Genomic DNA, 25,920 nt, shown 5'->3' with positions numbered 1-25,920 from the left:
GGTGAGGCTACCTGAAAACCGGAATAAACAAAAGTGCCGGAAGGGATTCCGGCACTGATTCCTGCTAGCTGGGCATGATTACATCCGGCTGGTGAAGGTGCGGGTGATCACGTCTTGCTGCTGCTCTTTGGTAAGCGAGTTGAAGCGCACGGCATAGCCGGACACGCGGATGGTGAGCTGCGGGTATTTTTCCGGGTGGTCCATGGCATCGATCAGCATTTCGCGGTTGAGCACGTTTACGTTGAGGTGCTGACCGCCTTCCACACCGGCTTCGTGGTGGAAGTAACCGTCCATCATACCGGCCAAGTTGCGTTCGCGGGAGCTTTCGTCTTTGCCCAGCGCGCCGGGGATAATGGAGAAGGTGTAAGAAATACCGTCTTTGGCAAACTCAAACGGCAGTTTGGCCACAGAAGTCAGCGAAGCCACGGCGCCGCTCACATCACGGCCGTGCATGGGGTTGGCACCCGGGCCGAACGGTGCGCCGGCGCGGCGGCCATCCGGGGTATTACCGGTTTTCTTACCGTATACCACGTTCGATGTAATGGTCAGCACGGACTGGGTCGGAACAGCGTTGCGGTAGGTCGGATGGGTGGCCACTTTCTTCATGAAGCGCTCTACCAAATCGCAGGCGATGCTGTCCACGCGGTCGTCGTTATTGCCGAACTGCGGGTATTCGCCTTCGATTTCAAAGTCGACGGCAATGCCGTTTTCGTCGCGGATCGGTTTGACTTTGGCGTATTTGATGGCGGACAGCGAGTCGGCAGCCACGGACAACCCGGCGATGCCGCAGGCCATGGTGCGTTTCACATCGCGGTCGTGCAGCGCCATCAGGGCGGCTTCGTAGCTGTATTTGTCGTGCATGTAGTGAATGACGTTCAGCGCGGTAACGTATTGGGTGGCCAGCCAGTCCATGAAGCTGTCCATGCGGGTCATTACGGTATCGTAGTCCAATACTTCGTCTTTAATCGGCTCGGTTTTGGGGCCGACTTGGTCTTTGGATTTTTCGTCCACGCCGCCGTTGATGGCGTACAACAGGGTTTTGGCCAAGTTGGCGCGCGCGCCGAAGAACTGCATCTGTTTGCCAATTACCATCGGACTCACGCAGCAGGCGATGGCGTAGTCGTCGCTGTTGAAGTCGGGGCGCATCAGGTCGTCGTTTTCGTATTGGATCGACGAAGTGTCGATGGAGACTTTGGCGCAGAACTCTTTGAAGCCTTGCGGCAGTTGTTCAGACCACAATACCGTGATGTTCGGTTCGGGAGACGGACCCATGTTGTACAGGGTGTGCAGCACGCGGAAGTTGGTGCGGGTGACCAGCGTGCGGCCGTCCAAACCCATGCCGCCGATGGATTCGGTGGCCCAAATCGGGTCGCCGGAGAAGAGCTGGTCGTATTCGGGCGTGCGCAGGAAACGAACCATACGCAGTTTCATCACCAAATGGTCGATGAATTCCTGTGCCTGGCTTTCGGTAATCACGCCGTTTTTCAGATCGCGCTCAATGTAGATATCCAAGAAGGAAGACACGCGGCCGAAGCTCATGGCGGCGCCGTTTTGCGATTTCACGGCGGCGAGGTAGGCAAAGTAAGTCCATTGGATGGCTTCTTGCGCGTTTTTGGCCGGGCCGGAAATATCGAAGCCGTAGGAGGCAGCCATTTCCTTCATCTGTTTCAACGCAATGTGCTGCTCGTTGATTTCTTCGCGCAAGCGGATAACGCTTTCCAAGTTTTGGCCAGATTCCAAATCGGCTTGTAAAGAATGATACTGCTCGGTTTTGTCTTCCATCAGGCGGTCGATACCGTAAAGCGCCACACGGCGGTAGTCGCCGATGATGCGGCCGCGGCCGTAGGCATCGGGCAAACCAGTTAAAACGCCCGATTTCCGGCAGCGGCGGATGTCGGGCGTATACACATCAAACACACCTTGGTTGTGGGTTTTGCGGTATTTGGTGAAGATTTCTTCCACTTCGGGATTCAGTTCCACACCGTAGATTCGGCAGGAATCTTTTACCATTTTCAGGCCGCCGAAGGGCATGATGGAGCGTTTCAGCGGCTCGTCGGTTTGCAGGCCGACGATGGTTTCCAAATCTTTGTCGATATAGCCTGGCCCGTGGCTGGTGATGCCGGAAACCACTTGCGCATCAATCTTATACGGCGCGTGGGTTTTATTCTCCACCTTGATGCCTTCCATCACTTCCGCCCACAGCTTGGTGGTGGCTTCGGTGGCCGGCGCCAAGAAGCTGCCGTCGCCTTCATAAGGCGTGTAGTTTTTCTGGATGAAATCGCGCACGTCGATGCCGGTTTCCCAATCACCGCCGACAAAGCCTGCCCAGGCAGCCGGGCGTTCTATTGCTGAAGCCATAATAACCTCCTATTTGACATAAATAAATAAAACGACGTTACAAATTAGCATTCATCATGAAGGATAGCATGCCCCATGTTCCTTTTGGCGGGAAACCCAGCCAATCAAGCTTCCCCTTAATCCAAGTCAAACTTGATGTGCTTCATTTATGCTTCATCGGCGGATGAGGGGCAGACAATTTTCAGGTAGCCTCGTTTTCCGGCAAAGCCGCCCGGCTTCGGCATAGCTAAATTACCCTCCGGTTCGGCTTCGTTCGCAGGCAAACCAAACGCTGCTTCCGGTATAGGAGGCTTCCTTATTTCGAACGCGATTAGAACTGCTATAAAATCCCCTTCTAACCGTTTTTCAGGTAGCCTTTGCCGCATGAGAAACCACCTATAATCCATCACCGCCAACCCATTCAAGAAAGGCTACCTGAAAATGCCGCTCGTTTCCCTTCACGACTACCTCCGCCCTTGGAAGCTGTTTTCGCTTGCCTGCGGCATCGCCATCCTTATTGCCGGTTCCTACCTCCAGCCCGCACCCGACTGGGATATTCCCATCAGTTTCCTGATGGCCTTCAGCACTTATCTTTTCGCCCCCATTACCTCGCGCACACTGGCGCGGTGGCAGTGGAAATACTTGCCGCCGGCGCTGTTTGGCATGTGGTTTTCCGTTGACGGCATCTACTGGCTGTATTGGTCGTGGCGCGATCCGGCGGCACTCGAAATGATGCGCAGCGGCAATGCCCCCGCCTCTGCCTGCCTGTATGGCCTATGCGCCATGATTTGGCTGCACGACGGCACCTTGTGCGAAATATTGCGCCTGAAGAAGTAAAGCGCATCGTGATTAACATAAAAATGCCGCAGCACTGGCCCGCCACGTTGCGCTAGCGGGCATTGAATGCGCTGCCCTTGAAGATTCGCCCAACTGATTAGGTGTGGCTCACAGAATCCGAACCTACAAGCCTTGATTTGCAGAACAAACCGCGCCTAATCAATCCGATAATGCAGCATACGGCTGCTTTCGCGGATAACGCGCACCAGGCGCATAATCAGGCTGGAAACAAAGCCGATGCGTTTCCACTCGGCAGGAAAATCGCCCACGATGTAGCGGTTGGAAATGAAGTGCAGATTGCCTGCCCATTGCTCCGGCTCGCGTTCGTTGTCGCAAAAGGATTCAAAGCGGGCGCTAACGTGCTTCATGGCATCGTGGCGGGCAGAATTTTTGACTGTCCAGCTGTTGCACATATCGAAGGCGATTTCGCCGCCGTGGAAACGGGCAGCCAGGTTTTGGAACAGGCCGCGTACCATTTCGTTGGAGAAATACATCAGCACGCCTTCAATCACAAACAGGAATTGCGCATCGGGGTGGCGGGCGTGCAATTCGTCCATCCATTCGGTGTCGAAGGCGGAAGCGGCAATCAGGGTTTCGTTGCTTTGCGGCGGCAGGATGGCGCGCCGCCATTGAATCACGTCTTCCAAATCCAGCTGATAAAACGGCACACCGTCTGCTTCGCTGCCGATGCGTTCGCGGCGGCTGTCGAGCCCGCAGCCAATAATCACGACCACCGGGCGGCTTTGGCGGCGGATGAAATCGGTGGTGAGCCGGTCGAAATAACGGGCGCGGATGGCTGTACCGATGCGGGAGGGCTTGGCGCGGTTAAACTTGGCAAAATCATAGTCGATCTGCGGCACCAGGCGGCAGGCGGCGGGATCGGTGAGGATGGGGTTTGCCTCTTGGGAAGAGAGGTATTTCATGTAGAGCGGAATCAGCAAGGTTTCGCTGACGGCGTTTTCGATTTTAATCATGGCGTTCTCCTGTAAACTATAGTGAATTAACCAAAATCAGAACAAGGCGGCGAGCCGCAGACAGTACACACGTTACGGCAAGGCGAGGCAACGCTGTACTAGTTTTTGTTAATTCACTATATTTTGTCTGAAACCCGGAAACAAACCCAATCAGAGGCTACCTGAAAGCATTTCTGCCAAGCTCAAACGGGGCTTCCGCAAAGCAAAAACAGAGGCTACCTGAAAATAATTATCAGATAGCCTCATTATACGCCTAATTTTTAAGCACGGCTCAGCCGTAGCGTTTCTGAAATTCGCGCATAAATTCAATCAGCGCCTCCACGCCCTGCAGCGGCATGGCGTTGTAGATGCTGGCCCTCATGCCGCCCATGCTCTTGTAGCCGCGCAACAGGCGCAGGCCGCGCGTGGTGGATTCTTGGGCGAAGAGTTCATCCAATTCTTTGCTGCCGGTGGTGAAGATCACGTTCATTCTGGAACGGGCGGCGGGGGCGACGCGGTTGCGGTAGAAGCCGCCGCTGTTGTCGATGGCGGCATACAGGGTTTTGGCTTTGAGGGTGTTGATGGTTTCCATGTGTTCCACGCCGCCTTGCGACTGCAGCCAGCGGAAAACGAGGCCGGAAATGTAGATGGGATAAGTGGCGGGGGTGTTATACATGCCTTGGCGGTTGATGTGCGAACGGTAGTTCCACACATCGGGCACGCGGCTGGAGCAGCGATCGAGCAGGTCTTCGCGGATGATGACGATGGTGGTGCCGGAAGGGCCGATGTTTTTTTGCGCGCCGGCATAAATCACGCCGAAATCGGCCACATTGACGCGGCGGGAAAGAATCTCGCTCGACATATCGCACACCAAGGGCGGCATATCCGCGCCCAGTTTGGGCACTTCACGGTATTGCAGGCCGTGCACGGTTTCGTTAATCACAAAATGCACGAAGGCGGAGCTCGGGTCGATATCCCAAGACGCAACCGGCGGCAGGTCGGTGTAGTCGAACATCTCGCCGCCGTGCGCGGCCAGATGGATGTTTACATCCGACAATTTGCCCATTTCATGATGGGCGATACGGCTCCAGTTGCCGCTCACCACGGAATCGACGCGCTTGAAGCCGTTGCTCAGGTTCATCACGGTCATGTTGAACTGCGCGCTGGCGCCGCCTTGCAAAAACAAAACTTTATAATTATCGGGAATATTCAAGAGCTGGCGCAAATCCTGCTCGGCATGATAGAGGATGCTCATGAACACGTCGGAGCGGTGGCTCATGGTCATCACGGAAAAGCCCGTGCCGTTGTAGTCGAACATTTCGCTTTGCGCGGTGCGCAATACGGATTCGGGCAGCACGGCCGGGCCGGCGGAGAAGTTGTAAATCGGGGTATCCACAGTAAAAACTCGATTGAAAATATGGCGGGATGCCTTAACGGGTGGGGATTCTATCGTTTGCAAACCCGTTGCAGCAAGGATTTCCGCCATTTCCCCGCCAAACGGCATAACAGTGAAAAACTGTTCATCAGCTACGATTACCAGCCAATAAAAGTGATTTTCACCATTTACTCATCACAAACAGGATTTATCGCCATAAATTCAATAACAGCAAGTGAAGCCCACCCTGTCGCTATTTTGGTCTTTGCTGCTTGGCAGGAGCGGCCTGGATTTCATGGGAGCAGCGTTTTCAGGTAGCCTGCCGGAGAGGCTACCTGAAAACGCCGTGCCGTTAGCCCGCTATAAGAATCACCCCCCCCAACGCAGCCCTATGCCCTTCCGCCACCCGCACATAATGCGCCGCAGAATAAGGCAGAAACGCCAGCTCCTCCGCCATAAGCCGCCGCACCTGCTTCACCGGCGAGCCCACATACAAATAGCCGCTTTCCAGCCGTTTGCGCGGCGGCACCAGGCTGCCCGCCCCAATCATCACATCGTCTTCAAGCAACGCGTCATCCAGCACGATGCTGCCCATCCCCACCAACACGCGGTTGCCCACGGTGCAGCCGTGCAGCGTGGCATGGTGGCCGATGGTGCAATCCTCGCCGATAAGCAGCGGCGAACCTTCCGGCTTGCCGTCTGTTTTGTGGCTCACATGCAGCATCACATGATCTTGAATATTGCTGCGTTTTCCCACGCGGATGCTGTTCACATCCCCGCGCAACACAGCAAACGGCCACACCGACACTTTCTCTGCCAGCACCACGTCCCCCGCCACCAAACACAGCGGATCAAGGTAACAGCTGCCATGCACCTGCGGCATGGCGGCCAAATAAGGGCGGATATTGCTCATGGGAAACTCCTTTTCTCATCAAACTGCGAAGGCTACCTGAAAATCTGATAACGGCAAAGCCGGCCCGGATACGGCAAAACCGGTTGGCGCTTCTTTTCCCGATTTTCAGGTAGCCTTCAGCTTTGGCATGCCGGCACAAGGCCGAACAAATAGCGTGGCAACGCTGCCCGGCCTGCTTAATTCACACTGCCCCCTCATAACGGGAAGGCAGCGGGTTTAATCCCGCCTATTGTTTTCAGGTAGCCTTTAGGCTGCTCTGATTCGCTGCCTTCAGCCGCTCGGCCATCCGGCTGCCGCCGAAATCGGCCAGCGTGCCGTTGAGATCGAGCCAGATTCGCTGGCGCTGCTCGGCGGGCGGGCGGTTTAGGCGGCTGCCTGCCCAGGTGTATACGCCGGTGAGTTTGTGGGTTTGGCCGTTGCCGGACACATGCAGCACAAATTCAAACGCCATGCCGGTACGGCTGGCGGCGACAGTTTCGCCGTTTTCTTCTTCCCGCACCTCCACGGTTTGCCATTGCGGCATGGAAGTGGCGGCAATATCGAGCAGGCGGCTGTCGGCCATTTTTTGGTGCAACAGCTGTTCGATGTTTCGGCAAATGTGTTGGTAGGGCGTGTAGTCCAGACATTGCAGCATGGAATAGGAGCTGCCTAGCAGCTGGAAATCATAAAGGTTGGTGGTGGGCGGCTCGGAAGACTGTATATCGGTTTGGCGTTGTTGGCACATGATCGCTTCCCGTCTTTGATTCTGTGTTTTTCTCCAGCCGCCCAGCATGCCGAACACACAGGCAAATATAAAACCGCCAGTCACAATCAGGATAGCAACTCCCCAAAAAAACCCGTCCGGACCAAGGAAAAGCAAGAACACTAAGATATATAGCCACTCTCCCAAAAGGAGACCGGCTATATACATCAGCACAACCGTTATAAACAGGGCAGCTAGGAAACAAACAAATTTATTAATCATCAATCTTCCAATCATCTTTTGCAAACAGCCCTATCTTTTTTCAGGTAGCCTCCACCCGCCAAGAGGCTACCTGAAAACGATGTTTCGGCGCAGCCGAAGCTGAGTCTCTGCGAAGCTAAAACGATGTTTCGGCGCAATAAAAATAATGGGATACGGCCAAGCGCTTAACCTGCCTCATTGAGCCGCTCGGCCATCCGGCCGCCACCGAATTCGGCCAGCGTGCCGTTAAGATCGAGCCAGACTCGCTGGCGCTGCTCGGCAGGCGGGCGAGTTTAGGCGGCTGCCTGCCCAGGTGTATACGCCGGTGAGCTTGCGGGTTTGGCCGTTGCCGGACACATGCAGCACAAATTCAAACGCCATGCCGGTGCGGCTGACGGCGGCGGTTTCACCGTTTTCTTCTTCCCGCACCTCCACAGTTTGCCATTGCGGCATGGAAGTGGCGGCAATATCGAGCAGGCGGCTGTCTGGCCTTTGCTGGCGCAGCAGCTGTTCGATGTTCTGGCAAATATGTTGGTAGGGCGTGTCTGCCAGCCATTGCAGCATGTGGTAGCTACTGCTTAGCAATTGGAAATTGTAAAGGTCGGTGGCAGGCGGCTCGGGCGGCGGCATATTGGTTCGGCGCTGTTGATATGCGATTTTATCTTGCTCCTGTACGGGAGAAGGGCCTTCTCCCGTAACTTTCAACATGCCAAAGAATACCAAGCACATCAGTACAATCCAACCACAGACCAGCAGCGGAACAGCCCCATCCCCCAACATAAATATCAGCATCACTGCCGGCCACATCAAAATATAGATAGACACATAAACAATTATTGCCGTTATAAACAAAGCTGTTAAAAACCGGACAATTTTATTATCCATCAATCCCCCCCAGCCTTCTTCTGAAAAACAGCCCAATCTATTTTCAGGTAGCCTCCGTCCCAACCAAGAGGCTACCTGAAATCTTATCCGCTAATGCGAGTGATGGTGATGATGGTGGTGCTGCCCGCCGCCCGCTTCATCACTCGGGCTTTTCACTTCCACCTGCACGGTTTGCTCGGGGGCATGGCGGAATTTCAGCGTGAGCGGGAAACGGCTGCCAGCGGCGAGAGGCTGTTTGAGGCCGATCAGCATCACGTGGTAGCCGCCTGGCTTGAGCTCGGTGCGCTCGTTGGCGGGCAGCGGCAAGCCTTGCGGCATGGCCTGCATGCGCATATTGCCGCCGGCCATCACGTGTTCGTGGATTTCCACGCTTTCGGCCACGGGGCTGCTGCCGCCGATCAGCGTATCGGCGGGGCTGCCGTTTTCCAGCTGCATAAACACGCCGCCGGAATTCATGCCGGGCACGGTAAACCGCGCCCAAGCCCGGCTGGCGCGCACTTCTGCCTGGGCGGCTGCGGCCAAGAGCAGGCCGGAGAGGATAACGATTTGCTTAAGCTTCATATGCTTTCCTTTCTATCAAACGGGGTTGGACTACAGGGTGTTGAAGGCCATCAGCCAAAAAATGCCAACGAGCAACAGCGCCACCAGTTGCGCGGCGGAGCCGGCATCTTTGGCGATTTTGGAGAGCGGGTGCAGCTCTTCGGAAATCCTGTCTACCACGGCTTCGATGGCGGTGTTGAACAGCTCCACAATCAGCGAGAGCAGCGACGCGCCCACCAGCAGCATGCGCACAGGCGTATCGAAATCGAAACAACACGCCAGGGGCAGCAGCACGGCGTGCAGCCACACCAGCTGGCGAAAGGCGGCTTCGTTGCGATAAGCGGCGGCGATGCCGTCGCGGGAGTATTGGGCGGCGGCGATCAGGCGCGCAAGGCCGCGTTTGCCGGGTTTCATAGTGGTGATTCCCTGTGTGGGTGTGTGGGGATGGGTTTCGGTTTTTCAGGTAGCCTTTGGTCAAACCAGCTAAGGCTACCTGAAAACTACGCCGCGTTGCGCTCCACTGCGTCGATGAATTTGGCGGCCACATCAAAGCCTTTCTGCTTGGTGATTTCTTGGAAACCGGTGGGGCTGGTCACGTTCACTTCGGTTAGATGGCTGCCAATCACGTCCAAGCCGGCCAGCAAAATGCCGCGCCGTTTCAGTTCGGGGGCGAGGGTTTCGGCGATTTCGCGGTCGCGCGCGCTCAATTCCTGCGCCACGCCGCGCCCGCCTGCGGCCAGATTGCCGCGCGTTTCGCCCTGCTGTGGGATGCGGGCAAGGGCAAAGGGCACGACTTCGCCGTCAATCACGAGGATGCGTTTGTCGCCGTGCACGATTTCGGGGATGTAGCGTTGCGCCATGATGGTGCGTGTGTCCAGCCGCATCAGGGTTTCGAGGATGCTGCCGATGTTCGGGTCGCGTTCGGTGAGGCGGAAAATGCCCATGCCGCCCATGCCGTCGAGCGGTTTGACGATGATGTCGCCGTGTTCGGCTAGAAAGGCGCGCACGTCGGCGGCGCGGGTGGAAACGAGGGTGGGCGCGGTGAATCGGGCGAAATTCAAAATGGCGAGTTTTTCGTTGAAGTCGCGCATGGCCTGCCCGCTGTTGAACACTTTTGCGCCCTGCTGTTCGGCTAGGGTGAGCAGCTGGGTGCTGTATAAATATTGCATATCGAACGGGGGGTCGGTGCGCATAATCACGGCGTCGAACTCGGTTAAGGCAGCCTGCACTTTGTCCTGCGGTTTGAACCATTCGTGGTCGTGGTCGTCTTTTGCGCCGATAAATTGGAACGGCGCGGCTTGGGCCACTACTTTGCCGTTTTGCACGGAGAGTTCGCCGGCAAGGGCGTGGTGCAATTTGTGCTCGCGCTTGGCGGCTTCGCGCATCATGGCGTAGGTGGTGTCTTTGTAGGTTTTGAAGGTGGCCAACGGGTCGGCGATGAAGAGGATGTTCATGGGGTGTCCTTGGTGTGGAATTGTTAGTTGGCGGGGGTTCGGGCTACCTGAATTATCTGCGTCCGATGCCGTAGCCGTAGGCCAGCGTTCCGTCGGCGCTGCGGCAGACCAGCGTGTAGGCATGGCGGTGTTCGACAGCCTGCACCACGCCCAACGTGCCTTGTTCGGCGGCGCAGTGCCGCGCAAATTCTTCGGGGCTATTTTCGCCTTGGGTTAAGGGATGGAAAACGGCGTTTTGCTGTTCGGCTACCGTGCCGGTGCTTTGGCAGGCGGCGAGCAGCAGGCTGGCGGTTAAAACTAGGGCAATGTGTTTCATCGGGCTTTCCTTACGGGGGTCGGGCTACCTGAAATGGGTTAGCGGTAGGAATCGGGTGTGGCGTTGGGCATGAGAATCCACAGGATAAGGTAAATAATGATGCCCGGCACGGCCACGCTGCAGCAGGAAATGATGACGAACAGGATGCGCGTCACCGTGGGCGACCAGCCGAAATATTCGGCAATGCCGCCCATCACGCCGGCAATCATGCGGTGTTGGTAGGAACGGTGTAGTTTAGTCAGTTGCGGTTGTGGCATGGGTGCCTCCTTTATGCGGGTGTTGGGGTTTCCGGCTGCGCGGATGTTCGCGGCAGTATGCAGATAAAGCAATATGATAAACCAAAAGCGCAGGCAACACCCGCCGCCGGAACGGGCGGCAAAATCGCGGCCATAAATCTGCGCTATAAACTCGCAATTGCCCGGCGGCAGCGGCAGGGCTATACTTCGCCACCTTAACCCGCCGCCACACACACCCGATAAGGAAACCACGGATGAATGCCATTGCCGACGTGCAAAGCAGCCCCGACCAACGCAATATGCCCATCAACCAAGTGGGCATCAAAGACCTGCACTTCCCGCTGCAAATCCAGAGCGCAGAAGGCGTGCAGCACACCATCGCCCGCATCGGCATGACCGTTGCCCTGCCCGCCTCGCAAAAAGGCACGCATATGTCGCGCTTTGTGGCGCTGATGGAAGAGCGGCAGCACCTGGTGCTCGATTTCACCAGCCTGCACCGGCTCACGCTCGATATGCTGGAGCGGCTCGATGCCCAAGCAGGCCGCATCCATATCAGCTTTCCATTCTTCCGCAAAAAGGCCGCCCCCGTGAGCGGCATCACCTCGTTTCTCGACTACGCCGTCACCTGGCAGGGCGAAGTGTCGGCAAACGGAGAATACAGCCACCAAATCAAAGTATTGGCCCCGGTTACCAGCCTGTGCCCCTGCTCCAAGGAAATTTCGCAATACGGCGCGCACAACCAGCGCTCGCACGTTACCGTTACCCTCACCTGCCACAAACAGGAAGTCTCCATTGAAGAAATCATCGATTTGGTGGAAAACAAAGCCTCCTGCCAGCTCTACGGCCTGCTCAAACGCCCCGACGAAAAATACGTTACCGAACACGCCTACGAAAACCCCAAATTCGTGGAAGACATGGTGCGCGACATCGCCGTGGCGCTGAAAAACGACCCGCGCATCGACCGCTTCAGCGTGGAAAGCGAAAACTTCGAAAGCATCCACAACCATTCGGCCTATGCGCTGATCGAACATCCCTAAGCCGCATTCGCAGCAAATAAAGGGCTACCTGAAATGTTCAGGTAGCATTTCTATTGCCTGGCTATAGCCAAAATATAGCGACTATAATAAGAACGTTATAGAGGGTTAACAAAAATCAGGACAAGGCGGCGAGCCGCAGACAGTACACACGTTACGGCAAGGCGAGCCAACACCGTACTGGTTTTTGTTAATTCACTATACCACGTTGCCCTGTCTTGCCGAACTTCTGTACCACCTTGTTCCAACCTGATTCCAATCCGCCATCCGGATGAGGCTGCCTGAAAAAAGTTTTGGCTTTCAAGCAGCCTTCACGCCCGAAGGCCGTCGCAGCCACTTCCGCCATCCGTCCCGCCGGCGGCTGCGCTATAATAGCCACCCCGCAACCACCCGCAGGCAGCCCGCTATGCAACCCTTTCCCCCCATCGTCCGCCCCCTCAAATTCTACGCCGTCGTGCCCGATGCCGATTGGGTGGCACGCATGGTCGAGGCCGGCGCAGACACCGTGCAGCTGCGCAGCAAAACCCTCACCGGCGAAGCCCTGCGCCGGGAAATCCGCCGCGCCATCGCCGCCACCCGCAGCTCGCACAGCCAACTTTTTATCAACGACCACTGGCAGCTCGCCCTCGAAGAAGGCGCCTACGGCGTGCACCTCGGCCAAGAAGACATGGACAGCGCCGACTTCGCCGCCCTCGCCCGCGCCGACATCCGCTTGGGGCTGAGCACCCACGACGAAGCCGAAATGGCCCGCGCACTAGCCGTGCAGCCCAGCTACGTGGCCTGCGGCGCCGTGTTTGCCACCCACACCAAAGCCATGCCCACCGAGCCGCAGGGGCTGGACAAGCTGCGCCGCTACGTGCAGCAGGCCGGCAATACCCCCACCGTGGCCATCGGCGGCATCACGCTGGAAAACGCGCCCGCCGTGCTCGCCACCGGCGTATCCTCGCTGGCCGTGGTCAACGCCGTCACCCACGCCCCCGACCCCGCCGCCGCCGTGCGCGTCTTCCAGCAATTGTGGCCGGAATAAGGCCGCGCACCATGCGGCCATCCGCAAGCGCAAACTGCCGCGTAAATTAAATCCCAATATCCAAAAGGCTACCTGAAACCGCATCCGCTTTTTCAGGTAGCCTGTATCACGAAAGCAAACCATATGTCCAACCGCCGACTGATTTACGGCTTCCACGCCGTCAACGCCCGCCTGTGGCAAAACCCCAAAAGCCTCACCGAGCTCTACGCCCTGTCCGGCCGCCACGATACCCGTATGCAGCAGGCTTTGGAAAAAGCCGCGCAGGAAAATATTCCCGTTCACTTCGTGGAAGCCGCCCGCCTCGATAACCTGTGCCGTCACGCCCGCCATCAAGGCATCGCCGGCTTTATCGACGCTTCACACAATCACGTCCACCTCGACGACGTGCTCGACAACCTCACCGAGCCGCCCCTGCTGCTCATCCTCGACGGCATCACCGACCCGCACAACCTCGGCGCCTGCCTGCGCGTGGCCGACGCCATGGGCGTGCATGCCGTGATTACGCCGAAAAACCGCAGCGTCGGCCTGAACGCCACCGTGAGCAAAGTGGCCTGCGGCGCCGCCGAAACCGTGCCCTACATCGCCGTCACCAACCTCACCCGCACCCTGCGCGAACTCAAAGAGCGCGACATCTGGATCGTAGGCACCGACATGGGCGGCGAAGCCGACCTGTTCCACTACGACATCCCCGCCGCCGTGGCCTGGGTGATGGGCAACGAAGGCGAAGGCATGCGCCGCCTCACCCGCGAACACTGCGACGCGTTGGTGTCCATCCCTATGCTCGGCACGGTGGAAAGCCTCAACGTTTCCGTGAGTACCGGCATGGTGCTGGCCGAAACCCGCCGCCAGCGCGTACTGAAGGCAGGTTGAAGCTAACAGCTATGAGTTTCAGGTAGCCTCAGGCCATCTTGGCTAGCTGAAAGCCCGGGCTTCAGCGAAACCAAAGCACTTCCCCACCGACACTCTATGCAGGCAGTTTATTCCGCCTATCCCTAAAATTTTCAAGTAGCCCGTCTAAAAGGCTACCTGAAACCCCAAACCCCAGCCAATATCATGCCCACCCAACGCCTCATCCTCGGCATCAGCGGCGCCGACGGCTTCCAATACGGCCACAAAGCCCTGCAACTGCTGCAAAACGCAGCCGATATCGAAACCCACCTCGTGATTTCCGAAGGTGCGGAACACACCTGCCGCCACGAAACCGCGCACCGCATCGAAGATGTTGCCGCGCTGGCAGACGTGGTGCACCCCGTCCGCAACCTCGGCGCCGCCATTGCCAGCGGCTCGTTTGAAACCGCCGGCATGCTGGTGGCCCCCTGCTCCATGCGCAGCCTCGCCGCCATCGCCCACGGCCTGGGCGACAACCTGCTCACCCGCGCCGCCGACGTTACCCTCAAAGAGCGCCGCCGCCTCGTGCTGATGGCGCGCGAAACCCCGCTCAACCTCGCCCACCTCGACAATATGCGCCGCATCACCGAAATGGGCGGCATCATCTTCCCGCCCGTGCCCGCCCTCTACCTGCGCCCGCAAAGCATAGACGAACTGCTCGCCCACAGCGTAGGCCGAGCCCTCGGCCTGTTCGGCATCCGCATTCCCGATTTGCCCCATTGGAGCGGCGGCACACCTTGAAACGGGAAACCGCCTGCACAATCTGGCAAAAGGCTACCTGAACATACCGGCAGTCACGCAGCCGGGATATTTCAGGTAGCCTATGAGACAGGCAAGAAAATAAATTCTTACTGCCCATACAATACAGTTTATATTTCTCAGGCTACCTGAAAGCCTGTGGGCATCCATGCCTGCCTTTATCGCCCTACCTATTTTTCAGGTAGCCCAACTCTGCCACTATAAGGAGTACCCATGTCCTTCCACACCCACGAACACAACCATGCCCACGCCCACAGCACCAACACCCGCATCCTGCGCGTATCGCTGGCCGTGATTGCCGGCTTCATGCTGGTGGAAGCCGCAGCAGGCTGGCTCAGCGGCAGCCTCGCACTCTTGTCGGACGCGGGGCACATGTTTTCCGATGCCGCCTCTCTCGCCCTCGCCCTGTTCGCCTTCAAATGGGCGGAAAAGGCTGCCAACTCGCAAAAAAGCTACGGCTACCAGCGCGTGGAAATCCTGGCTGCCGCACTCAACGGCCTCACGCTGGTGGTAATGGCGGCATGGATTTTGGTCGAAGCCGTTATCCGCGCCTTCAAACCCGTGCCCGTGGCGGGCGGCGCGATGCTGACGGTGGCTGTGCTCGGGCTGCTGGTGAACCTATTTGTCGCGTGGTATATGCTGCGCGGCGAGAAGGACAACCTGAACATGCGCGGTGCGTTTTTGCATGTGGTGGGCGATTTGCTCGGCTCTGTTGCCGCAGTGGCAGCCGGCCTGCTGATACAGTTGTACGGCTGGAACTGGGCGGACTTGGCGGCCAGTGCGGCGGTGGCCCTGCTGATTGGCAAAAGCGGCTGGGGCGTGCTGGCAGGCAGCCTGCACATCCTGATGGAAGGCACGCCCAAAGGTACGGATTTGGTGAAAATTGCCGAAGACATTCAGAAAATCAACGGCATATTGGGCGTACACGACTTGCACGCCTGGACGATTACCAGCAAAAAACACGCCATGTCCTGCCATGTGATTGTGCCCGGCAGCCTGACTGTGGCGGAGGCCGACATGCTGGCCAAACAGGTGCAGGCTGCAGTTCGGGCGCACGGCATAGGCCACATCACCGTGCAAACCGAACCCGCCGGCGGCGGCACGGCGTGCTGCCAAGCGTGCGAGCAGACGGCACACGAACACGAGCACATGCACGAGCATTAGCATTTTCAGGCAGCTCGAAAACCCGAACTCAGGCTACCTGAAAATCCGAAAAGCATCAGGCAGCGGCAGCTTTTGTTTGAATTGGCAATAGCCGTAGGTTGGATTCTCGAATCCGACACTCACTCAGAATGCCCTATTTCAAAGGCTACCTGAAACTTTCAGGTAGCCTTTTGTGATGCCGAAAACGGCTATTAAGCCTTACGCGGCTTCGGGCAATTCGAAGATTTCGCGCAGCAGTCTTTTGTAGAAGGCAAAAGCGGTGAGTGCGCCTTGCAGGGCTTGTTTGCGTTCGCTATCGGAAATGTCCAGATTGTTCAGCTGCTCGGCAAAACGGCGCCAGTGTTTGCCCCGGCCGTCGGCGTGCGGGCCGAGGTGGCGGGCACCGTGTTCGGCGTTGTAGCCGAGGTTGTTTTGCGCATCTTTAAACAAGAAGGCGGCACCCACGTTGGAGCCTTCGGCGCAATAGAGCCAGCCCAATGCTTCTGCACCTTCCGGTTTGGGAATAGGCAGGGAAACGGCTTTTTCGGCAGCGTTCAGATCTTGCAGGTCGAGGATGACGTCATCGTAGCGGGCAAGCTCGGCCAGGCCGGTGATTTTTTCGTTGAGCTGCGGGTTTTTGTAGATGTCGTCCACAATTTTGTGGAACACGGCTTGCAGCTGTAGGAAGCGGATGTAGTTTTCGGTGTTGTCGAAAGGTTTAACCGACATCACCAGCTCGTCCACGCTGTCGTGGGTGGTGCGGCAGTTTTCTTTCAGATATTGATTGAACGGGATATCTTGCATGGTTTGTTTTCCTTGTTTAGGTGTGTTGCTAACATCAATTTCAGGTAGCCTCCAAAGAAGTGCAGAGGCTACCTGAAAACATAAGCTTCAACGTAGTTGAAACAGTTTCCTTACTGCCAAGGTTTAAAACTTGGCTTCGATAATAAGACCGAAATTACGGCCGGGCGCGCTGAAACGCTCAAGGCCGGCATGGGCGCAGCCATCGTGGTGGGCGACACCGCTTCGGTCGGTACAGTTATCCACACGGTTTACTGTGCCGAATTCGCGAATGCTGCGCAGGGTTTCCCAAGTGTAGTAATGACGGTTGAACAGGTTGTAAATGCCCGCGCTAATCGTTACATGTTTCCTAAACTGGTAGCGGGCGGTTAAATCTACCAACCAGATATTGCTGCTGTGGCGTGCATAAGGGAAAACCCTGCCCGTATTGTCGTAGGAGGCAACGGTGTCTTCCGGTTTTTTGCGCGCAAAATAGCTAACGTTCAAATCCACGCCCCAACGGTTATCCGGCTGCTGGTAACCGATACCGATCACGCCGTTAAACGGCTGGATGGCGTTAATCGGAATATTGCCGTCGGCGTCGCCTTTGGTGTAGTTCGCGGCCAAGGTGGTGTACATACCGGCGGGCAGGCCGATGCTGTCGAGATTCCAGCGTGCTTTCAGCTCCAAACCTTTGATTTCGGCCTGGGAACGGTTCACGTTTTGGTAAACGTCGGCGTATTCGCGGTTACTCAAAGTTTTAGTGGTGTAGTTCCAGGTCATCACCTCTTTGTAGCCGCGATTCACGAAATCGATGAAATCGGTGTAGCGGGTGCGGTAGCCGGAAAGGCGCACATGTCCCCAATTGCCGTGCACATCGATGCCCAGCTCAACGTTTTTGGAGCGTTCGGCTTTCAAGTTCGGATTGGGCTCGACATAAAACAGAGTGTTGGGGAAATAGAACCACATTTCATCGGTGGTCGGCGCGCGGAAGCCGGTGCTGTATTTACCTTGCAGGGTAACCGACGGGCTGATGTTCCAATCCAATGCGGCCACATAGCTGGGCGAACTGAAGCGTGCCTGTTGGTTCCACAGGCCTTTGGCTTCAAGCTGGCCTTTCACGTCGGGGTTGAAACTTTCCGTATCCAGGGTGTGCATTTTGATGCGGTCATAGCGCACACCGAGGTTCAGCTTAAAGCGGTCGCTAAAGCGCAGGGTGTTGTTCCAATAAAGATTCGTGTTATTGGATTGGGTGCTGACCAAGAATTCTTTTTCATCACGGTCAGAAGCCAGGCGGTCGGGATAGAAAACATATGTCCAATAACTGGTGTTGCTATTGGTGTTGCGTTTGCGCGATCCGCCCACGCCGTAGGCCATATCCCATGTCAGGCTTTTGCCGAAATCGAAATGTTTTTCGGCGGCCACTTTGAATTGGTCGGTATCGTAACTCAGGCTGCGGCGGATAAAGTAGTTTTCGGCACTCCGCCCCATCCGTTGAATGTAATCTTGAGTGGGAATATCCCAAGTCAGGGTGGTCATGCGGATTTTCTGCCGGTCTAAGCTCACAGTCAGCTTGTTCCACGGCCCCCATTCCAGTAGGTTTTCGTATTCCAAGCCAACGCGGCGGCGGTAGGCCACGTCTTGGCGGTAGCGGTAGCTGGTGCTGTCATAAGCACCAAACAGATTAGAGAACTCATCCGTTTCCCGATCCTGTCGGGTGGTTTCGTAAATACCACTCAGATAGTTGCTATCGTTGAAGTGATAGCCGAGGCGGAACAGGTCGGCATGATCTTCAGTGTTTTGCGGGTCGGGGGTACCGCGTGCCACACCGCTATAGGTGGTGTAACCAAAGCGGTAGTTGTTGTTAAATCTCAGGTTTACATTTTCGGCTTTGCTGTGGTTTTTAGTCTCATGCCCGTTACGCACAGTGCCCACCACAAGGCATCAAACCCGCCCAGCCGACCGGCAGCGGTAATGCTGGCCAACCATTGTTCGGAGCGGCTCAGGTAGCCGGTTTTCATACCAACATAGTATGGCTTGTCTTCATCCACATAATCACGCGGCGATTTGGTGCGGTAAATCACCGCGCCGCCCAATGCGCCACTGCCGGCGGTAATGGAATCAGCGCCTTTGCTGATGGTTACCTCGCTCATGTGCTCCAATTCGGCAGCGTTGCGGTTGGTGTTGAAGTTGCCATATGCGCCAAACAGTTCTTGGAAAGCAGAAGAAGAGCGGCTTTCACCTTGGTCGAGGCCGTCCACTACGATAGCTACGCGATCTTTATCCACGCCGCGGATACTGAAACCATTGGAGCCGGCACGGCCGCCTTCGGCCACACTGATGCCGGGATCGTAGCGCACCATATCGCGGATGTCCTGCACCATTTCTTTATCCAGCTGCTCGCGGCGGATGCGTTCGCGGCCAAGCTGGCGCGGCGCATGCCTGCGACCTTGGATTTCGATGGTTTCCAATTGGGCGGAACCGGCATCGCCCGTTTCGCCCGCCGCCCAAACCGGAGCGGAGAAGATGCTGCACAGAGCCAAGAACAAAATACTTGGCCGGTGTTGGTGGATATGTGTTTTCATAATTCTGTTAGCGAATTGAAAATGGAATAAAGGCTACCTGAAAATAGGATTAGGGATTAACGGGAGTTAAATCGGTGGCCGTGGTATCCGGGTCGCGGCGAGGATCGGTGGCCGTGCCGCCAAATACGCTGTCGAGACTGCGGTTGCCGTTGAAAGTAACCTTGCCGCCGATTTCCGTACCGGCCGGGTTGTACCAACCGCTCGCGCCATAGAAGCCGCCGCTCACCTGGCCGCTCACTCCGCCGGAAGAGGCTGTGCCGCTGAACGTATTGCCGTTTACAGTAACATCGTTGAAATCGATGTCCGCGCCAAAATCGGCATTGCCTTTAATCGTGCCGCCCACTTTCCCGGTGTTGAAGTTAACGGTTAGCAGAGAGTTAACCCTACGTGCCGGATTGCTGTCGGTATTGTAGGACGAGGCCACAACCGAACCGTTTTTCACGCGGAAGGCCCAAACTTCGTAGGTAGCTTTGCCGGTGGGTGCGGTGGCGCCACCACGTTTCTGCATATCCGCCGTGTCGGCCAATATGCCGCCCGCGAATAGGTCGGTTTGCCCGTCGGCGCCAATCCATGCGCCATAACGCAGAGACTGCAGGTAACCTGCGGGGAAATTGGCATCACCGTTTTCACAACACACCAGCAGCTTGTTGCCATCGCTTGAGGTTTGCGGATTAAGCTTGGTGGGTTGGTTTTTGTCGGGCGTAAAACGGCTGGAGAAGTTTGGTGGATTAGTGAATCCATTGAAGGCATAACTTTTGCCGTTTGGCGCCTGATAGATGAATTTGTTTTCAGATGACGGCGTGCCCCAATACTCCACATACCACGACACATAGCGCAGCTGCCCGTTACCGGTTTGGAAGGTGGTGGGTGTTTCGCCCGTGCTGGCCGGGCCGAGGATTTTGCTGGAATCGGCCGGAGTCAGCGGCGGTACGGGAGCGGTACCGTCTGGAATGGTTACCCCGCCGCTGCCGGCACATCCTGCCAACGCAGCAGCCACAGACAAAGATAAAATCAGGTGTTTCATGCTTACTTAAATCCTGCCATTCGTTAAAAAGAATGGTAATATATCTCATTTCTATAAATAAGAAAACTGCTTTATTTGCACGAAATATCTAAACTTAACGAAACCTTATCTATTATATTTCATTATTTTCAAACAATTATTTATCATATGCAGATGAAAACGAGTGCGCTTCTGATTATTTCTACGTTGTGTGCAGCGCAACACAGCTGGGGCGATACCACGCCAGAACAGGACCAGAAGCGTTTTTTGCAAACGGGGCAGCAGCAGTGGCTGCGGCAGTTGGAAAACAATGCGCAAACGCCTGCAGCCAAAGATGGGCAGCAAGCCGCGCCGGTGCTCACACAGCAGGATTTGCTGGCACGGCCGCAGCTCTTGGCGCGGATGTTGGTGCAGGTATTAAACGGCCCGCCGCAGCCGGAATTGTTGGCGGATTTGACTTCACTGTATGCGCAAACGCCGCAGCCGGACACGGTATTGCTGCGGCGGGCGCAGGGGATGCAGGCTAGATATGCGGGCGACTATGCGCGCGCAGTGCAAATTTATCGGGAACTGGCGGCAAAAGAGCCGCAGGATGTTCGCATCCGCCTGGATTTAGCGGCAATGCTGGCAGAAGATAAGCAATGGCGCGAATCAGCACAGCTATTTGAAACTGTGCGGAGCGAGCAGGAGGTGCCGGCGGAAGTGCAGAATAATGTGCAGCATTATCTGAACCATATTGCCAAACAGCAGCAATGGCAGTGGAGCGGCGGGTTTTCGCCCTCGTTTGATAACAATGTGAACAACGCACCGCCGCCGCATTGCAGCCCGTTCGGTTGCAGCCGCGAACGCGCAGAAGATGCTGTGGGCGTGGCTTACAGCCTGGGGGTGGCGAAAAACCAGCCGCTGGCCGGGCATCATAACTTGCACGTGCAACTGGATGTGAGCGGCACCAATTATTATTGGAGCAACAAATCGGCCTACGACAGCGCCTACGGCCGTTTGGGTGCGGGCTGGTTCTGGCAGGATGCGCGGCAGCGGCTGTTGGTGATGCCGTTTTACCAATTCCAGCTCAGCGGCACCGACAACTGGGATGGCCGCAAACCGCAAAACAACCACACGCTGAAAATGCACATGTGGGCGCACGCCCCCGGGCTGCGCACGGAATACAGCCGCCTGCTCACCCCGCGCTGGCAGCTGCACACCGCACTGGATGCCTACCATCAACGCTATCGGATGGATACCAAAGCCGAAATGTATAACGGCTGGTATTTGGGCGAAAGTATTTCCCTAGCCTGGCGTGCCACAGCGCGCAACACGCTGTATGCCGGGCTGAATTTCAACCAGATGCTGCCGGAGCAATCCACCCTGAGCGGCAAGCCGAACAATGCCGCCTACCGCCGCCACGGCATCGGCGCCGGTTGGATTCATGATTGGGACGCACTGGGCGGCCTCTCCACTCGGCTCAACGTATCCTTTGCCGAACGTCGTTTCCGCGGCACCGCGCTAAACATCACCCCGCAAGGTTTCCCGCGCGAACAACGCCGCGACCACGAAATCCAATACTCCGCTTCGCTATGGCACAGAAATTGGACCATCCTCGGCCTCACCCCGAAGCTGAATTTCTCCTGGCAACACACCCGCAGCAGCCATGTGTGGGCAGAACGAAAAAGCCGGCAAGTGTTTGTGGAATTGGAAAAGCAGTTCTAGCAGAAGGCTGCCTGGAATTATTTCAACTTCACTTTCAGGTAGCCTTTTGCCTGTGTGATTGGGAAGGCTACCTGAAATCCTGCCTGCACCGTTTTAGCTTCATTGCAGCCCACGTTTTCAGGTAGCCCTTCCCTACGCCAAGCGATAAAATGCCACCCGTTTTCCACCCTAATCAAGCCAAGGATCAATATGCAATTCCACCTCCACTCCGCCGCCCTGCCCGCCAACCAAGCCGCCCGCCTGTATTTGTGCACCGCCGCCCCGGCCGATGAAACCGCCGCCCTGCTCTACGGCACGCTCACCGAAAGCGAACCCTTCGCCGCCGCCCACATTCCCGTTAACGGCAGCTTTGTCGATACCGCCGTGCTCAAGCTCGACAACACAGGGCGCGATACGCTGGCCAAAGCCTTCCGTCATGCCGCCGGTTGGGCACAGAAGCAGCCCGTGCTTACCATCGATTTGAGCGCCTTCTCCGCCGCCGAATTGGCCAACGCCCTCAACGTGCTCACCACCGCGCTGGGCGAAGCCGTATACCGTTTCGACCGCTTCAAAAAAACCGCCAAACCCGCCGCCTTGCAACAAGCCGATTTCTACGCCCCCGCGGCCGACCAATCCGCCCAAGATGCGCTCGGCCGCGCCCAAGCCCTGCTGCACGGCATCAATCTGTGCAAAGACCTCGGCAACACCGCCGGCAACATCTGCACCCCCGCCTATCTGGCCGACACCGCCCGCGCCGAAGCCCAAGCCGCCGGGGCGTCTGCCAAAATCCTCGGCACCGACTACATCCGCGAACACATGGGTTCGTTCTGGTCGGTAGCCAAAGGCAGTGCCCAAGAGCCGCGCCTCATCGAGCTTTCCTACTTCGGCGCGCCCGATAAAAACGCCGCACCCGTCGTGCTGGTGGGCAAAGGCGTAACCTTCGACAGCGGCGGCATTTCCCTCAAGCCCGGTGCCGAAATGGACGAAATGAAATTCGATATGTGCGGCGGCGCCAGCGTAATCGGCACCTTCATTGCCGCCGCCCGCGCCAAACTGCCTGTCAACCTCATCGCCGTCGCCCCCGCCTGCGAAAACATGCCCGATGCCGCCGCCAACAAGCCCGGCGACATCGTAACCGCCATGGACGGCACCACCATCGAAATCCTCAACACCGATGCCGAAGGCCGCCTGATCCTGTGCGACGCCCTCACCTACGCCGCCCAATTCAAGCCCGCCGCCCTCATCGACGTGGCCACCCTCACCGGCGCCTGCGTCATCGCGCTGGGCAGCGCCGCCAGCGGCCTGGTGTCCAATAATCAGGAACTGGCCGACAGCCTGCTCGAAGCTGCCCGCCAAAGCGGCGACAAAGCCTGGCAGCTGCCCTTGTTTGAAGAATACAGCGAGCAGCTCAAATCCAACTTTGCCGACCTGCAAAACATCGGCGGCCGCCCCGCCGGCACCCTCACCGCCGCCGCCTTCCTCGCCCACTTCACCCAAGAACAAACCTGGGCGCACCTCGATATCGCCGGCACCGCCTGGAAATCCGGCAAAGAAAAAGGCGCTACCGGCCGCCCCGTGCCGCTCCTATGGCAATACCTCTGCAACCTAGCAGGCGTGTAAGGCGGCAGTCATAAGTTTCAGGTAGCCTGTGGCAAGAAGCAGGTTACCTGAAAAATAAGCCATCATCTCCAAACTAGTAAAGAAAACGTCATGTTCCCAAATCACTTAAAACTCACTGCCATCCTACTTGCCCTCACTGCTGCCCTGGCCGTTGCGCCAGCATCAGCCAAACCAAACATACAGCCGAACCAAACTACCCAAAATACCGGCCAACGCAGCCGCCCGAGTGCCGAAGAACTGCTCAAAGAATACGGCGCGGAAAACAATCCGGCCTTCCAAAACCTGCTCGGCAACATCTATGCCTCCGACCAGGCAGGCACCCCCGACTATGCTCAGGCCAAAGCCATGTTCGAACGCTCCGCCAATGCAGGCGACCCGGAAGGCCAGGCCTCGCTCGGCTTGATGTATTACAGAGGCTCAGGCGTACCACAAGACTACCGGCAAGCCAAATTCTGGCTGGAAAAGGCCGCCGCCCAAGACCAGGCCGATGCCCAAACCCTGCTCGGCAGCCTGTACGACAACGGCTGGGGGGTGAAACAAGACTTTGCCCAAGCCCGTGCCTGGTACGAAAAAGCCGCCGCGCAAAACGAGCCCGCCGCACAAAATAACCTCGGCCTCATGTATTACGAAGGCAGGGGCGTGCCGCAAGACTATGCCCGAGCCAAAACGTGGCTGGAAAAAGCTGCCAACCAAGGCCTGCCGCAAGCCCAGTTTGCCCTCGGCAACCTGTACGAATCCGGCCAAGGCGTGCCGCAAAGCTACCGACAGGCACACCTTTGGTACGGCAAGGCTGCCGCGCAAGGCGAAGCAAACGCCCAAGTCAATTTGGGCTCCCTTTATTACGAAGGCAAAGGCGTGCGCCGGAACTACACCCAAGCACGCTCTTGGTTTGAAAAGGCCGCCGCACAAGGCAATGCCGACGGCCAAATCTTGCTCGGCCTACTTTATATGCAGGGATACGGTGTAAAACAAGATTACGCCCAAGCCCGTTCCTGGTTTGAAAAAGCCGCCGCACAAGGCAACGACGTCGGCCAAAGCATGCTCGGCTTTATCCATGAGCACGGCTTGGGGGTTCCGAAAAACTTAGAACAAGCCCGCGCCTGGTACGAAAAAGCCGCCGCACAAGGCAACGAAGATGCCAAAACTGCTTTGGAAGGGCTATAGCAGGCCGCCCGCTGAGCGCATTATAGTGGATTAAAATCGCAATGATACGGCGTTGCCAACGCCCTTATGTACTATCCGTACACGGCGGGCGTTGCCGCCTTGTCTCATTTTTATTTTAATCCACTATATTTTTCAGGTAGCCCCCGAAAAGGCTACCTGAAAATAAAGCCGCAACAAAATTAACCCTGTTTTTCTCCAATACCAAGGATTCCCATGAAAAAACTACTCCCCCTCCTCCTTGCCCTCACCGCCCTGCCCACCGCACTCTATGCCGCACCGGCCGACGATGCCGCGCGCATTAGTACGCTGGAGCGGCGTATTGCCGATTTGGAAGCGCGCATTGCCGTGTTGGAGCGCAATCAATCTGCCCGCAACGGCAATGTGCGCGAAGTCATCATTGAGCACCGCACAGGCCGCAATCCTGCTTATGTGTGCAGCATTACCCCGTTTAGCAAAACCTATGAAGCCACCAGCCACAACGAAGGCCTCGCCCGCGCCCAAGTCCGCCGAGCCTGCCAAGCTGAGCAAAACGCGATTTTCTGCGAGGATTCCGATATTAAATGCCGCCGTTATGATTGATTCGGGCAAGTGCGTCCATAGCCGATCAAATGGCAATCGATATAAGGCGGGTTAACGCCATATCGGAAGTTCAATGGATTCGCCATAAAGCCCCATAAAAACAGGCTACCTGAAAGCATAGCTCCAGCCGAGCTAAAACTTTCAGGTAGCCTCTTGCTCTTAGTGCAACGTTTCAGCTAGCTTTTTTATCCTGAATGGCAAACTGGCCATCGGCCGTATCAAGCCAGCGCATCCACAACGGGCGCAAGCCATACTTTACGGTTAAAGCCGCCAACAAACCCACCAGCAGCGCCCCGGCCATATTCAGCGGCCAATGCACGCCCAGATACACCCGCGACCACGCCACGCTCATTGCCACCATCAAACTGGCCACGCCCACCAGACGAGTTGGCACAAACAGGCACATGCTCATCAGCGGGGCAGTCAGCGAAGTCATGTGTTTGCTGGGGAACGACGAAGTGACGCTGTGCGCCAAAAAATTAGTGCCCAGCTGCATATCAAACGGCCGCGGCACATGCCAGCCCTTGCGGATCAGATAAGTTGCCGCCATGCCCAACAGCAGGCTGCACAGCACATTCAAGCAGATAACGCGCCGACAACGATGTTTCCAAACCAAATAAACCGCCACCGCAGCCAGCGTGATGGCGGTTAAATACTCTGCTATCAGCAAAGCCATCACTATGGTGCCGGGATGGTCATCATGATCGGCATTAATCAACAGAAACAAAGATTGGTTGATTGCGTGCAGAAACTCCATACCCAGCCCTTCCCTCTCAAGATCATTTAGATAAGTCGAACTATACTTATCTATAATTAGCAAAGAATTAGGGAATGTTTTATCCTGTTTGTCCGGCCAACCATGT

At 56.7% G+C, this 25,920-nt stretch carries 27 protein-coding genes; 10 read left to right on the top strand and 17 right to left on the bottom strand.

Annotated elements, in window-relative coordinates; genetic code table 11:
• Positions 1–78: 78 nt before the first annotated feature.
• The gene (pflB, locus tag ELB75_RS05805) at positions 79–2,358 is read right to left on the bottom strand and encodes a formate C-acetyltransferase (protein ID WP_126983111.1); all 2,280 of its coding nucleotides are present in this window, start codon (positions 2,356–2,358) and stop codon (positions 79–81) included.
• A 146-nt stretch (positions 2,359–2,504) separates the two neighbouring features.
• A complete protein-coding gene (locus ELB75_RS12655) occupies positions 2,505–2,762 on the bottom strand; it encodes a hypothetical protein (protein ID WP_064089027.1) in 258 nt (85 codons plus the stop codon).
• A 16-nt stretch (positions 2,763–2,778) separates the two neighbouring features.
• On the opposite strand from ELB75_RS12655, the gene ELB75_RS05795 reads away from it, so the two are divergent.
• Positions 2,779–3,174 carry a hypothetical protein gene (locus ELB75_RS05795; RefSeq protein ID WP_126983110.1) on the top strand — a complete coding sequence of 132 codons (396 nt, stop codon included), beginning with the start codon at positions 2,779–2,781 and terminating at the stop codon, positions 3,172–3,174.
• A 155-nt stretch (positions 3,175–3,329) separates the two neighbouring features.
• Here ELB75_RS05795 and ELB75_RS05790 read toward each other — a convergent pair whose 3' ends face one another.
• The 10 genes from ELB75_RS05790 to ELB75_RS05745 all read right to left on the bottom strand — a co-directional run bounded on the left by ELB75_RS05790 (position 3,330) and on the right by ELB75_RS05745 (position 10,810).
• Positions 3,330–4,148 carry a class I SAM-dependent methyltransferase gene (locus tag ELB75_RS05790; protein ID WP_126983109.1) on the bottom strand — a complete coding sequence of 273 codons (819 nt, stop codon included), beginning with the start codon at positions 4,146–4,148 and terminating at the stop codon, positions 3,330–3,332.
• Between the two features lie 271 nt (positions 4,149–4,419).
• Complete coding sequence (gene serC / locus ELB75_RS05785) at positions 4,420–5,613, bottom strand: 3-phosphoserine/phosphohydroxythreonine transaminase (protein ID WP_241236118.1); 1,194 nt, start codon at positions 5,611–5,613, stop codon at positions 4,420–4,422.
• A 241-nt stretch (positions 5,614–5,854) separates the two neighbouring features.
• Positions 5,855–6,415: a gamma carbonic anhydrase family protein gene (locus ELB75_RS05780; RefSeq protein WP_126983108.1), complete on the bottom strand. Its 561-nt coding sequence runs from the start codon at positions 6,413–6,415 to the stop codon at positions 5,855–5,857.
• Positions 6,416–6,650: 235 nt separating this feature from the next.
• Positions 6,651–7,139 (bottom strand): hypothetical protein, encoded by a 489-nt coding sequence (locus tag ELB75_RS05775; RefSeq protein ID WP_126983107.1) that lies wholly within the window; start codon positions 7,137–7,139, stop codon positions 6,651–6,653.
• Between the two features lie 465 nt (positions 7,140–7,604).
• Entirely contained in the window at positions 7,605–8,066 is a 462-nt protein-coding gene (locus tag ELB75_RS05770) for a hypothetical protein (protein WP_126983106.1), read from the bottom strand.
• Positions 8,067–8,333: 267 nt separating this feature from the next.
• A complete protein-coding gene (locus ELB75_RS05765) occupies positions 8,334–8,804 on the bottom strand; it encodes a copper chaperone PCu(A)C (RefSeq protein WP_126983105.1) in 471 nt (156 codons plus the stop codon).
• 30 nt (positions 8,805–8,834) lie between these two features.
• A complete protein-coding gene (locus ELB75_RS05760) occupies positions 8,835–9,197 on the bottom strand; it encodes a diacylglycerol kinase (RefSeq protein WP_126983104.1) in 363 nt (120 codons plus the stop codon).
• Between the two features lie 86 nt (positions 9,198–9,283).
• Positions 9,284–10,237 carry a glutathione synthase gene (gene gshB / locus ELB75_RS05755; protein WP_126983103.1) on the bottom strand — a complete coding sequence of 318 codons (954 nt, stop codon included), beginning with the start codon at positions 10,235–10,237 and terminating at the stop codon, positions 9,284–9,286.
• A 52-nt stretch (positions 10,238–10,289) separates the two neighbouring features.
• On the bottom strand, positions 10,290–10,553 hold the full coding sequence (locus ELB75_RS05750; protein WP_126983102.1) for a putative periplasmic lipoprotein: 264 nt from the start codon (positions 10,551–10,553) through the stop codon (positions 10,290–10,292).
• A gap of 38 nt (positions 10,554–10,591) precedes the next feature.
• Positions 10,592–10,810, bottom strand: coding sequence for a PspC domain-containing protein (locus ELB75_RS05745; RefSeq protein ID WP_126983101.1), 219 nt, complete (start codon positions 10,808–10,810; stop codon positions 10,592–10,594).
• Between the two features lie 233 nt (positions 10,811–11,043).
• Here ELB75_RS05745 and folE2 point away from each other — a divergent pair, with 233 nt between their 5' ends.
• From folE2 to ELB75_RS05720, 5 genes are all read left to right on the top strand, one after another.
• On the top strand, positions 11,044–11,826 hold the full coding sequence (gene folE2, locus ELB75_RS05740) for a GTP cyclohydrolase FolE2 (protein WP_126983100.1): 783 nt from the start codon (positions 11,044–11,046) through the stop codon (positions 11,824–11,826).
• A gap of 403 nt (positions 11,827–12,229) precedes the next feature.
• Positions 12,230–12,850 carry a thiamine phosphate synthase gene (gene thiE, locus ELB75_RS05735; protein ID WP_126983099.1) on the top strand — a complete coding sequence of 207 codons (621 nt, stop codon included), beginning with the start codon at positions 12,230–12,232 and terminating at the stop codon, positions 12,848–12,850.
• 123 nt (positions 12,851–12,973) lie between these two features.
• The gene (rlmB, locus tag ELB75_RS05730) at positions 12,974–13,720 is read left to right on the top strand and encodes a 23S rRNA (guanosine(2251)-2'-O)-methyltransferase RlmB (RefSeq protein WP_126983098.1); all 747 of its coding nucleotides are present in this window, start codon (positions 12,974–12,976) and stop codon (positions 13,718–13,720) included.
• Positions 13,721–13,903: 183 nt separating this feature from the next.
• The gene (locus tag ELB75_RS05725) at positions 13,904–14,479 is read left to right on the top strand and encodes a UbiX family flavin prenyltransferase (protein ID WP_126983097.1); all 576 of its coding nucleotides are present in this window, start codon (positions 13,904–13,906) and stop codon (positions 14,477–14,479) included.
• 231 nt (positions 14,480–14,710) lie between these two features.
• Positions 14,711–15,661, top strand: a complete 951-nt coding sequence (locus ELB75_RS05720; protein ID WP_126983096.1) for a cation diffusion facilitator family transporter — start codon at positions 14,711–14,713, stop codon at positions 15,659–15,661.
• A gap of 198 nt (positions 15,662–15,859) precedes the next feature.
• Here the strand turns inward: ELB75_RS05720 and ELB75_RS05715 are convergent, their stop codons facing one another.
• From ELB75_RS05715 to ELB75_RS05705, 4 genes are all read right to left on the bottom strand, one after another.
• On the bottom strand, positions 15,860–16,444 hold the full coding sequence (locus ELB75_RS05715) for a biliverdin-producing heme oxygenase (RefSeq protein WP_126983095.1): 585 nt from the start codon (positions 16,442–16,444) through the stop codon (positions 15,860–15,862).
• A gap of 123 nt (positions 16,445–16,567) precedes the next feature.
• Positions 16,568–18,346, bottom strand: a complete 1,779-nt coding sequence (locus ELB75_RS05710) for a TonB-dependent receptor domain-containing protein (protein WP_431306054.1) — start codon at positions 18,344–18,346, stop codon at positions 16,568–16,570.
• A complete protein-coding gene (locus ELB75_RS13220; protein ID WP_431306053.1) occupies positions 18,298–19,005 on the bottom strand; it encodes a TonB-dependent receptor plug domain-containing protein in 708 nt (235 codons plus the stop codon). The genes ELB75_RS05710 and ELB75_RS13220 overlap by 49 nt, the downstream gene beginning before the upstream one ends.
• Before the next feature lie 49 nt (positions 19,006–19,054).
• A complete protein-coding gene (locus ELB75_RS05705; protein WP_126983094.1) occupies positions 19,055–20,029 on the bottom strand; it encodes a Slam-dependent surface lipoprotein in 975 nt (324 codons plus the stop codon).
• A 246-nt stretch (positions 20,030–20,275) separates the two neighbouring features.
• Here ELB75_RS05705 and ELB75_RS05700 point away from each other — a divergent pair, with 246 nt between their 5' ends.
• The 4 genes from ELB75_RS05700 to ELB75_RS05685 all read left to right on the top strand — a co-directional run bounded on the left by ELB75_RS05700 (position 20,276) and on the right by ELB75_RS05685 (position 25,057).
• Positions 20,276–21,715: a porin family protein gene (locus ELB75_RS05700; RefSeq protein WP_241236117.1), complete on the top strand. Its 1,440-nt coding sequence runs from the start codon at positions 20,276–20,278 to the stop codon at positions 21,713–21,715.
• 189 nt (positions 21,716–21,904) lie between these two features.
• The gene (locus ELB75_RS05695; RefSeq protein WP_126983092.1) at positions 21,905–23,314 is read left to right on the top strand and encodes a leucyl aminopeptidase; all 1,410 of its coding nucleotides are present in this window, start codon (positions 21,905–21,907) and stop codon (positions 23,312–23,314) included.
• 90 nt (positions 23,315–23,404) lie between these two features.
• The gene (locus ELB75_RS05690; RefSeq protein WP_126983091.1) at positions 23,405–24,478 is read left to right on the top strand and encodes an SEL1-like repeat protein; all 1,074 of its coding nucleotides are present in this window, start codon (positions 23,405–23,407) and stop codon (positions 24,476–24,478) included.
• Between the two features lie 213 nt (positions 24,479–24,691).
• The gene (locus ELB75_RS05685; RefSeq protein WP_126983090.1) at positions 24,692–25,057 is read left to right on the top strand and encodes a hypothetical protein; all 366 of its coding nucleotides are present in this window, start codon (positions 24,692–24,694) and stop codon (positions 25,055–25,057) included.
• Between the two features lie 172 nt (positions 25,058–25,229).
• Here the strand turns inward: ELB75_RS05685 and ELB75_RS05680 are convergent, their stop codons facing one another.
• A complete protein-coding gene (locus ELB75_RS05680; protein ID WP_126983089.1) occupies positions 25,230–25,814 on the bottom strand; it encodes a phosphatase PAP2 family protein in 585 nt (194 codons plus the stop codon).
• Positions 25,815–25,920 lie beyond the last annotated feature (106 nt).

The organism is Eikenella corrodens (assembly GCF_003990355.1).
Classification (GTDB): domain Bacteria; phylum Pseudomonadota; class Gammaproteobacteria; order Burkholderiales; family Neisseriaceae; genus Eikenella; species Eikenella corrodens_B.
Note: the sequence above shows the minus strand (reverse complement) of the source record. Positions and strands in the feature narration are given on the sequence as shown.

What these genes read in the sequence shown, in the direction of transcription:
- ELB75_RS05705 (WP_126983094.1), bottom strand. Translation starts at nt 20,029, where the DNA reads ATGAAACACCTGATTTTATCTTTGTCTGTGGCTGCTGCGTTGGCAGGA.
- ELB75_RS05715 (WP_126983095.1), bottom strand. Translation starts at nt 16,444, where the DNA reads ATGCAAGATATCCCGTTCAATCAATATCTGAAAGAAAACTGCCGCACC.
- ELB75_RS05790 (WP_126983109.1), bottom strand. Translation starts at nt 4,148, where the DNA reads ATGATTAAAATCGAAAACGCCGTCAGCGAAACCTTGCTGATTCCGCTC.
- ELB75_RS05725 (WP_126983097.1), top strand. Translation starts at nt 13,904, where the DNA reads ATGCCCACCCAACGCCTCATCCTCGGCATCAGCGGCGCCGACGGCTTC.
- ELB75_RS13220 (WP_431306053.1), bottom strand. Translation starts at nt 19,005, where the DNA reads ATGAAAACACATATCCACCAACACCGGCCAAGTATTTTGTTCTTGGCT.
- pflB (WP_126983111.1), bottom strand. Translation starts at nt 2,358, where the DNA reads ATGGCTTCAGCAATAGAACGCCCGGCTGCCTGGGCAGGCTTTGTCGGC.
- ELB75_RS05745 (WP_126983101.1), bottom strand. Translation starts at nt 10,810, where the DNA reads ATGCCACAACCGCAACTGACTAAACTACACCGTTCCTACCAACACCGC.
- ELB75_RS05685 (WP_126983090.1), top strand. Translation starts at nt 24,692, where the DNA reads ATGAAAAAACTACTCCCCCTCCTCCTTGCCCTCACCGCCCTGCCCACC.
- ELB75_RS05720 (WP_126983096.1), top strand. Translation starts at nt 14,711, where the DNA reads ATGTCCTTCCACACCCACGAACACAACCATGCCCACGCCCACAGCACC.
- ELB75_RS05765 (WP_126983105.1), bottom strand. Translation starts at nt 8,804, where the DNA reads ATGAAGCTTAAGCAAATCGTTATCCTCTCCGGCCTGCTCTTGGCCGCA.
- rlmB (WP_126983098.1), top strand. Translation starts at nt 12,974, where the DNA reads ATGTCCAACCGCCGACTGATTTACGGCTTCCACGCCGTCAACGCCCGC.
- gshB (WP_126983103.1), bottom strand. Translation starts at nt 10,237, where the DNA reads ATGAACATCCTCTTCATCGCCGACCCGTTGGCCACCTTCAAAACCTAC.
- thiE (WP_126983099.1), top strand. Translation starts at nt 12,230, where the DNA reads ATGCAACCCTTTCCCCCCATCGTCCGCCCCCTCAAATTCTACGCCGTC.
- ELB75_RS05750 (WP_126983102.1), bottom strand. Translation starts at nt 10,553, where the DNA reads ATGAAACACATTGCCCTAGTTTTAACCGCCAGCCTGCTGCTCGCCGCC.
- ELB75_RS05680 (WP_126983089.1), bottom strand. Translation starts at nt 25,814, where the DNA reads ATGGAGTTTCTGCACGCAATCAACCAATCTTTGTTTCTGTTGATTAAT.
- folE2 (WP_126983100.1), top strand. Translation starts at nt 11,044, where the DNA reads ATGAATGCCATTGCCGACGTGCAAAGCAGCCCCGACCAACGCAATATG.
- ELB75_RS05795 (WP_126983110.1), top strand. Translation starts at nt 2,779, where the DNA reads ATGCCGCTCGTTTCCCTTCACGACTACCTCCGCCCTTGGAAGCTGTTT.
- ELB75_RS05780 (WP_126983108.1), bottom strand. Translation starts at nt 6,415, where the DNA reads ATGAGCAATATCCGCCCTTATTTGGCCGCCATGCCGCAGGTGCATGGC.
- ELB75_RS05770 (WP_126983106.1), bottom strand. Translation starts at nt 8,066, where the DNA reads ATGTTGAAAGTTACGGGAGAAGGCCCTTCTCCCGTACAGGAGCAAGAT.
- serC (WP_241236118.1), bottom strand. Translation starts at nt 5,613, where the DNA reads ATGGCGGAAATCCTTGCTGCAACGGGTTTGCAAACGATAGAATCCCCA.
- ELB75_RS05760 (WP_126983104.1), bottom strand. Translation starts at nt 9,197, where the DNA reads ATGAAACCCGGCAAACGCGGCCTTGCGCGCCTGATCGCCGCCGCCCAA.
- ELB75_RS05690 (WP_126983091.1), top strand. Translation starts at nt 23,405, where the DNA reads ATGTTCCCAAATCACTTAAAACTCACTGCCATCCTACTTGCCCTCACT.
- ELB75_RS05695 (WP_126983092.1), top strand. Translation starts at nt 21,905, where the DNA reads ATGCAATTCCACCTCCACTCCGCCGCCCTGCCCGCCAACCAAGCCGCC.
- ELB75_RS05775 (WP_126983107.1), bottom strand. Translation starts at nt 7,139, where the DNA reads ATGTGCCAACAACGCCAAACCGATATACAGTCTTCCGAGCCGCCCACC.